Origin of the sequence: Rhizobium phaseoli (assembly GCF_010668805.1) — a bacterium.
Taxonomy (GTDB): domain Bacteria; phylum Pseudomonadota; class Alphaproteobacteria; order Rhizobiales; family Rhizobiaceae; genus Rhizobium; species Rhizobium phaseoli_A.
The window spans coordinates 1-7,578 of sequence record NZ_WUFT01000044.1 but is presented as its reverse complement, the minus strand read 5'-3'; the positions used below and the strand labels follow the sequence as shown (position 1 = coordinate 7,578).

Annotated in this window: 7 protein-coding genes; 4 read left to right on the top strand and 3 right to left on the bottom strand. The window is 54.6% G+C overall.

Going from position 1 to position 7,578, the window contains the following annotated elements:
- Nucleotides 1-121: 121 nt before the first annotated feature.
- A complete protein-coding gene (locus tag GR197_RS31170) occupies nt 122-571 on the bottom strand; it encodes a hypothetical protein (RefSeq protein WP_164016551.1) in 450 nt (149 codons plus the stop codon).
- Nucleotides 572-1,346: 775 nt separating this feature from the next.
- Entirely contained in the window at nt 1,347-1,844 is a 498-nt protein-coding gene (locus GR197_RS31165) for a hypothetical protein (RefSeq protein ID WP_164016549.1), read from the bottom strand.
- A 510-nt stretch (nt 1,845-2,354) separates the two neighbouring features.
- Between GR197_RS31165 and GR197_RS31160 the strand changes: the two genes are divergently transcribed.
- Nucleotides 2,355-2,705, top strand: coding sequence for a hypothetical protein (locus GR197_RS31160; RefSeq protein ID WP_164016547.1), 351 nt, complete (start codon nt 2,355-2,357; stop codon nt 2,703-2,705).
- A 639-nt stretch (nt 2,706-3,344) separates the two neighbouring features.
- Here GR197_RS31160 and GR197_RS31155 read toward each other — a convergent pair.
- Entirely contained in the window at nt 3,345-3,908 is a 564-nt protein-coding gene (locus GR197_RS31155; RefSeq protein ID WP_164016545.1) for a recombinase family protein, read from the bottom strand.
- Between the two features lie 180 nt (nt 3,909-4,088).
- Between GR197_RS31155 and GR197_RS31150 the strand changes: the two genes are divergently transcribed.
- The 3 genes from GR197_RS31150 to GR197_RS31140 all read left to right on the top strand — a co-directional run bounded on the left by GR197_RS31150 (nt 4,089) and on the right by GR197_RS31140 (nt 7,348).
- Nucleotides 4,089-4,592, top strand: a complete 504-nt coding sequence (locus tag GR197_RS31150) for a hypothetical protein (protein WP_164016543.1) — start codon at nt 4,089-4,091, stop codon at nt 4,590-4,592.
- A 686-nt stretch (nt 4,593-5,278) separates the two neighbouring features.
- On the top strand, nt 5,279-5,599 hold the full coding sequence (locus GR197_RS31145) for a DUF6804 family protein (protein WP_164016542.1): 321 nt from the start codon (nt 5,279-5,281) through the stop codon (nt 5,597-5,599).
- 93 nt (nt 5,600-5,692) lie between these two features.
- Nucleotides 5,693-7,348, top strand: a complete 1,656-nt coding sequence (locus GR197_RS31140) for an ATP-dependent nuclease (RefSeq protein ID WP_164016540.1) — start codon at nt 5,693-5,695, stop codon at nt 7,346-7,348.
- The last annotated feature ends 230 nt before the right edge of the window (nt 7,349-7,578 follow it).

Sequence of the window (7,578 nt, the reverse complement as noted above, 5' to 3'; positions counted from 1 at the left end):
GCTCAGTAATGCCATGTCGATCACTCCAGAGCCCCCGCTGAAAACATGCGAGGGACGGTTGAAACATGGGTCAATTCTCAATGGAAATATTAGGCTGCGCCGGGTCAGCTCTCAGTGGAAATCAACAGGCAACAAGCTGCCGGAAGCGCGACGTTGGGACGACGACTGTCCGCCGTTCCTTGAAGACAGCCTCTTCGGCCAAAACCAGGCCTACATTTTCAGCGTCTTTGATAGCCTGCCTTAGAACATCGGCGGTGAAAGCCCTCCGATCGTAGCGCGTACCCCCTGCATTCCTTAATGGCACCGCCAGACCAACGTAGTCGGCTGGATCGAGAGCGACCACAAGGAGGTTGGCCACAAGTGTCCTCACACAGCGCTTGCGGCGCTCCATTGCGTCTGCCCTAGGCTTCCTTTCTTCGGTGATGGTCGGGGAACGAAGCATTTCAAAAAATCGGTCAGCCAACGCGATGAGGTTATCGCCACCAGCGGCCAACCACGCGTCATAGTGCCGGACATAGGGCAGCGCCTTTTCGTCCGCTATTCTCTTCGGGGACAAGATAAGCTCCAACATGTGCGTCCCCACCTCCGCCAGGTGATCAGACGGCGGTGAGGCCTTTATTGTTGATCAGGACGTCTTAGCGACAGGAGTATGAGATGGATGGGGACCGAACCGCTCGGTGCGCATTGTGATCACCTCGGGCACGACTGCGCGGGACAGCTCGTCGCATGCCTTTTCCAGCGTCTCCCCTATCTTCCTTAGGACGTGCCCGGAAGAGCGAGGATAGGCGTGAAGCTCTGCCGTGCGGTTGCCGCCTGTTCGGGGATCCCACACGTCCCACTTGCGATGAGTGCCGCTGGCTAACCGGTGGACGGCCTTCGCGGCTTGCACAATACGGAACTCACGGGTGCGGTGACTGCCAAAATCGTCCTCAATCAGTGCCGCAACGCCCATATAGATGGCGATGATCCTGCCCGTTGGAATGTCCGCTGCCCGGAGACGCGCAAAGGCAACCCGAGCACGATATTCAGCAGATTGGCCCCGCAGGCTCGTTGCCGGCTCTACGCGACCAGCGCCCGCAACTAGATGCTCTAGCTGCCAATACGCGGCCTGATAGGCTGGTGTCTGCCGATATTCCTCTATCCAAAGCTCAGCGCTACGGACATAGGGCCGCAGTTCGGACGCTTTGTAAGTCGAGTGCCAATACGAACCGTGCCGGGACTTATGGTGGACGTGATAGCGACAATGGAAACGAGCAAGACCCGTTCCGCCGGACTTCTCTGTTGGTCGGTGACATCCTGGGACTGCGCATCGACATTCCGCTGTTATATGGCCGCTTCTCGGTATCTTAGTCACCGGCGCCCCCGCTACTCAAAGCACTTTTGCGGGCTTCAGCTTTTGCCAAATCTTCGACCTGCCTCAGTATTGGCTCTTCCTTGTCAACAGGCTTCCGAAATGTAGTCGGGAAGTGAGTTGCCATCACGCTATCTTCCAGCCACACGTCGATGTTATCTGTGGCTTTGGTTTCCCGCGTTATAGCCTTCTCGACAAGGCTCTCGTCGGCGTTGCGAAATCTAACGCTCATGTTCGGTTTTCTGACCACAACCTCGACGGTCGGCTTACTGTCGGAGACTTTGTCCTCGACCTCAGACCACAGAAACGAATAAGCGTCCTTCAAGCCGATTGCGTACATCGCCTGAACTTCCGCCTGCTGCCCGCCCGCCTGCAACACTTTGTCGACGCCGTTTCCTAGAATTCTGAGGGCGTAGCCGGCGTGCACTCTTCCGTTGCTATGCGCTCCATGCTGCGTTGCGGCAATGTAAATGCGAAAGCGTTCAATTCCCATTGTGTGTTCTCCATGAGTTGAGACGTACACATGGGTTGCCGCTCCACGCATTCAAGAATCTTCATCGCGAAAATCTAGTTGGATCAGACATTTAGGTAGGACATGGGAAGCAATCCGAAGGGTCGATGGATGAGGCCATGTCCTCCGGTGACACCGCAGGAGGGGCTATCTCAATGCTTTAGCGTGTATGATCAAAACGACTTTAAATTGATATTCTTTTTGAAGGAGATTCTTGCCGATTTGCCGATAGGTGGATAATGGTTGGCGTTGAGCGTAGACGCGGCGCTCCGGGGCGTGGAAACCCTGAACTCGGCGGTATGATCCCCACCGGAAGGGAGATCGATCCTTGACCTTCGATAGGTCGGGGAGCCTGTGGCGTATGTCCAGGTTCACCGAACTAAAGGCCTCAGGGACCGACCGAGTCGGTTTTCCAACTCCCCGATCCAGGGGTCATGGAGGCAAGCTTGCGGGGGCGAACCGCAGGCGAAGGCCTCAAGGGAAATCGAAGCTATGGACACACTTGAGCGAGGGCTCCAGGCCTCCCGCGAGATTGACGAGGGGAAGCCCCAAGCATCACCCGCCGCCACCTCATTGTCGCCTATCGCAGTCGTGGCGTTAAGCGCGCTCGGTATCGTGTTGGGCAGTGCGATTGTACTGCATCTTTCGCCGTGGGGTTCTCTGGGCCGCTATCAGGCCTTCCTTCTGAAGAACACCACGATTGTCCGGATGGATACTACGTCCGGCGCGATTTCCGCCTGCTATTATGATCACGGCAATATCGGGAAACCTTTGACATGCTTTCCTTGGAGCCAGACAAGCAGGGATTTCTTGCTGGCAACGGACCCCAATACAGCGCAGTGAGCGCCATGGCCGTAGCGGTTGAATTGCCGCCCTGATATGTGTTGTGAGAAAGGACGGCTCGACGGGCTATCTATGAAAACGCAACGCCCGAGGGCTCGAAACTCGTCGGTTGACCTGGAATTGAGAACATGGACCTGATGAGGTCGCTAAACGACTGCAAAGCAAAGTTGTGGCGGGACTATACTGATCTATCTGACGTCTTGCACCGCGCAGCAGGGACCGCGGCTCGTTCTCTTGATGAGGCTATGCCGGCACTGGCGGATCTAAGGGAGAGCATCTACGAGAGCCTCAACCAAATCCTCCACGAATACTATACCGTTCGCGCCCTTGAGTGGCTCCTGTCTGCGCATCCGGAGTATCAGTCGTTGGAATGGCATTGGAATCCACGAGCCACAGGCACATGGCTGGAGCCTGATCTGAGGGGAGTTACTGCGGATGAAGTGTCTGTTTCCGGTGAGGTGACCACATCCCCGCGTCCCAGCGGCGTGATAGACACTCGAATGAGGAGCACTCTCGGAAAACTGTCCCAAATGCCTGGTACCAAGTTCTATTTTGTCACGAGCCCACAGATGGCTCAGCGAGCAAAGACAAAAGTCGGCAAGGCGGGCTATTCAATCGCGGTGGTAGATCTCTCCAGCTTTACGCTGCCTCTTTGATAATTCTGAAGTAGCTTGCGCGGCTGATTCCGAGCATCGCTTGTATCTCCGAGGGCGTCTTTCCGGCTTCCTTCAGGGCAAGCGCTTCTGCCGCTTGGCTACGTGCTGTTGGGGCGCGGCCTTTATATTTGCCTTCTGCCTTAGCCCTGGCGATGCCCTCCCGCTGCCTCTCCAGCATCAGCTCTCGCTCGAATTCTGCTATCGACCCCAGTAGATTCAACATGAGCTTTCCTGTGGGCGTAGAGGTGTCGAGGTTCATTGTAAGGATGCGCAGCTCAACACCCTTGTTCCTCAGCGTAGCGGTGATGGCCACGAGGTCCGCAACCGAGCGGGCAAGACGGTCGAGCTTGGTGACCACCAGCACGTCCCCCTCACGGACAAACTCAAGGGCGCGCTCAAGCTGGGGTCTTTCGTTCGCCACTGAGGAAAGCTGCTCTTGGAATATCTTTGTGCATCCCGCCGCTTGTAGGTCGCGGAGCTGAGCTTCCAGTCCCGCCTTTTGGTCGGTGGTAGAGGTACGGGCATAACCAATCATCACGGCTGGCATCGTGGCTTCCTTGTAGTCTCACACAGTTCTTTGACTATGAGATACCATCGGTCTCAAAATGTCAACAGCACTTATATGAGGCTTACTGGGGCACCCAGCACGAGACTCACAAGGGCTTGGTCTATTGAGACATATCGCATGTCCGGCTAGCATCGATTCTAGCATCAAGAGGGGCAGTCTATGCGGTTGTTCAAGAACGCGGATGAATTTCCTTTGCCGCCCGCAACATTGACGAAGCAAGAATACATCCGATGGGGCGAGCGATTGATCGCTAGGTCTCAGGGATTTGCAGACACTGGCCGATTTGCGGTGTTCTATTTAAAGCCGTTCATAACAATTGCTATGACGCTAACCAGTGCCGGTGGGGCGGCAACAGTAGTGTCCCATGGAAACCCGATTTTTGGCTGGGCTGTTGTTGTACTTAGTGCCACCGTCGGTGCAGCCAATTCATTGTTCGCAACATCGTCACCAGAGACTTCGTACCGCATGGATCGCCAACAGCAGATCATGCTTTGGGCGGAAACGGCGTTCTTCAAACAAGGGTCACGCAGTTATGCCGGGGATGATGAGGAGGCCAACTGCAAACTGTATGGAGAGACGATGATTGATCTTTCCACTAACCAGATCACCAGGTGGTCGATTATCCCTAGCCGAACGGCTGATCAACGGGGCAAAGGAAAGTAACGGAAAGCGTAGCAACGCGCTGAGGCAATTTGCGTTTTACCGCAAAATGGGTCCCATCCACACCCACCGGGGGGAAGTCGCGCGGTCACTGGCACGTAGGTGGCCTCTCAAATATGCGACCCCCAATTTAGTCCGGGAAAGATCGTCAGCGCTAAACGGCTTGGTTGTGCGTTTGACCGAATTAACCTAACGTCGGGTAGCAACTATGGGGGACTTGATATGCTTTCAGGACTGATTTCAGCGTTGGCGCTGTTTACGGTATTTCCTCAACAGTCTTCGACGCACTCAAAACTGCCCCAAATTCAGACCGCCATGATGTGCATGAAGTCAGGGGAGCAGTCCAGCGGGATGAACAAGATTTGTTATTATGACTGCATGGGCTCAACTAAGGCTATAACGGTTCGGGCGACCGACCTCTGCCCACTCACTGTCAACGATTAGCTTAAACATATCGCCCTAGTATTAGGTCCCACCGAGGTGGCACAGGGGCAACGCGCGGTCACTGGCACGTAGGATGGCCTCTGAGATGCGCGAACCCTAAATTATTCATAGGGGATCCTCGCGCCAACCAACAGCAGGACGACTGCAGATGCCCTGTATGAACGCTCTTCTACCCTTATTCACGTGGGGCTTGCCCATAGGCTCTGGGCACGAAGATTAGCACGCCAATGATGCGCGGAGACCCGATGCGAAACAATCTGATTCTAGTGCCGGTCGCCTTGTTGATCGCTGCGGTGTTTCCCTTGCCGTACGGCTACTATTCTTTTTTACGGTTAGCGGTCACCGCGAGTGCCGCCTACCTGGCGTGGCAGGACTACAAGATGAAGAACGCCTTCAACGGCTGGTCGCTTACTCTCGCGATGGTAGCGCTACTCTTTAATCCACTCATCCCGGTGTATCTCGATCGCGCGAGTTGGTTTGTGATCGATCTTGCCGTGGCCGGCATCTTCGCAATGCGCTGGCATGTTAGTGCAGTTGGCGACAGCGAGAAAGAGCCCGAGCGCTAAGCAATCGCTGCCCTCCCGAAGGCCGTCGTTTAGCTGCTTGAGGGACCGAACTAATCGTCAGCTGAAATCACGTTAAACCCAGAGAATTCGAGAATGCTCTCATCAGTAAGATTTAAGTTTGGGTCAGCGCCAGGCCTACCTGCATTAGAGGTGCCTACTCCGCCCTCTGTAACAATCTTCGTTGGACCTAACAACTCGGGAAAGAGCGAAGCGTTAAGAGAGATCATAAGTATATTCTCCAACAGCAATCCTCATTCCAAAATAATTGAGCAGATAACTTTTTCAGAATTCACCGAGCTTGAGGCAAACGCAGAGCTAGATGCAATAACGGATAAACCCCGCGCCTATGAAGTGGCACAAGCCGGCTGTCGATTCGTGAAGTTGCCGCAAGGGCGCAATCAGATTAGTGAGCAAGCATTTCTTCAGGGTCTACAGCGCCCAAATGAAAAGCGTTATGAGTTCATATCGCAATATGCTGAACGCTGCATTGTTTCTCTAGATGGTTCATCCCGTATACATTTGATTAACCCGCAAGGACGCGGTGACCTTAAGTATCCCGAAAGTTTGCTTGCGCGGCTTATAACCGACGATAAGCGCCGCACCTCGCTGAGGAAGCTGATTTTCGAGGCGACCAATCTGATGTTCACACTTGACGCATCCGTAGGTGACCAAATTCAGGTTCGGTTCGGCGAAACTGAGCCACCTGATGAACGGGCGCTTTCGGAGGAAACGTTACAGTACATGCGTGAGGCCCGTGGGATCAACGAGGTGAGCGACGGAATAAAAGCGTTTGCCGGAATCCTGCTGCAACTCCACGCGGGCACCCCAAAGGTCTTCGTGGTGGACGAACCCGAAGCCTTTTTGCATCCCAGCTTGGCATTCAAACTCGGAAAGGAACTTTCTCGCGGCGCGGAGGAAGAGGGGAAGCATGTGTTTGCGTCCACACATAGTGCCCATTTTTTGATGGGGGCGATCGCCTCTGGGGCAACCGTTAACGTGATCAGACTGACCTACGTTGGCGGCGTTGGAACTGCTCGCCTATTGAAAAGCAACGACTTGCGTGTGCTCATGAAAGATCCGCTATTGAGGTCTGTAGGTGTATTGGAGGGACTGTTCTACGACGCTGTGGTCGTGGGGGAAGGGAACGCTGATCGAGCGTTTTACCAAGAAATCAACGAGCGTCTTCTTTCGTGTTTAGACAAGCGCGGGATACCGCATGCCCTATTCCTAAATGCCGACAACAAGCAGACCATTCCCAGAATTTTAACTCCCCTCAGGCAACTAGGCATTCCGGTAGCGGGGATAGTTGACCTAGACGTCCTAAAGGACGGAGGAAGCGAATGGACGAAGCAACTTAACGCGGTAGGCATTCCACCGGGGGAACACGACGCTTACGCAAACAGACGATTGACCGTTCTTAAATCTCTGCTGGCCGCCGCCAAAGACTTCAACAAAGACGGGGGCCTTGGGCTTCTTCTCGGGGCAGAGGCCGAGACGGGCGCAAATCTGCTGTCGGATCTTCGGCGTAACGGGCTTTTTGTTGTACCGCGTGGAGAGGTTGAAAATTGGTTATCCTCATTGGTTGTTGAACGGTCCAAGAATGGATGGCTACGCGGCATCTTTGAGAGAATGGGCAGCGATCCGCGCTCGGACAAATACATCAGGCCCAGCGACGGCGATGTCTGGGACTTTATGGGCGAAATTGCCGAATGGATGATGAACCCAAACCGGCGCGGTATACCTTCCTAGCCACGTCTTACGTCACTTGACCACAACCTGCTTCTGCCCTCATGCTCAGCCTCCGGGCACTGTGTGGGGCTGGCGATGGACGTTCTTTCAATCTTCTTGTCGGTGACCTGCCACTGAGGATTTCCTCCAGAATTGATTAGAGTCCGGCCCATCAAAGGACGGACGAATGAAGAAGCAGAGATTTACCGAAGAGCAGATTATTGCGGTGCTGAAGGAGCAGGAGGCTGGTG

What these genes read in the sequence shown, in the direction of transcription:
- GR197_RS31140 (WP_164016540.1), top strand. Translation starts at nt 5,693, where the DNA reads ATGCTCTCATCAGTAAGATTTAAGTTTGGGTCAGCGCCAGGCCTACCT.
- GR197_RS31160 (WP_164016547.1), top strand. Translation starts at nt 2,355, where the DNA reads ATGGACACACTTGAGCGAGGGCTCCAGGCCTCCCGCGAGATTGACGAG.
- GR197_RS31170 (WP_164016551.1), bottom strand. Translation starts at nt 571, where the DNA reads ATGTTGGAGCTTATCTTGTCCCCGAAGAGAATAGCGGACGAAAAGGCG.
- GR197_RS31145 (WP_164016542.1), top strand. Translation starts at nt 5,279, where the DNA reads ATGCGAAACAATCTGATTCTAGTGCCGGTCGCCTTGTTGATCGCTGCG.
- GR197_RS31165 (WP_164016549.1), bottom strand. Translation starts at nt 1,844, where the DNA reads ATGGGAATTGAACGCTTTCGCATTTACATTGCCGCAACGCAGCATGGA.
- GR197_RS31150 (WP_164016543.1), top strand. Translation starts at nt 4,089, where the DNA reads ATGCGGTTGTTCAAGAACGCGGATGAATTTCCTTTGCCGCCCGCAACA.
- GR197_RS31155 (WP_164016545.1), bottom strand. Translation starts at nt 3,908, where the DNA reads ATGCCAGCCGTGATGATTGGTTATGCCCGTACCTCTACCACCGACCAA.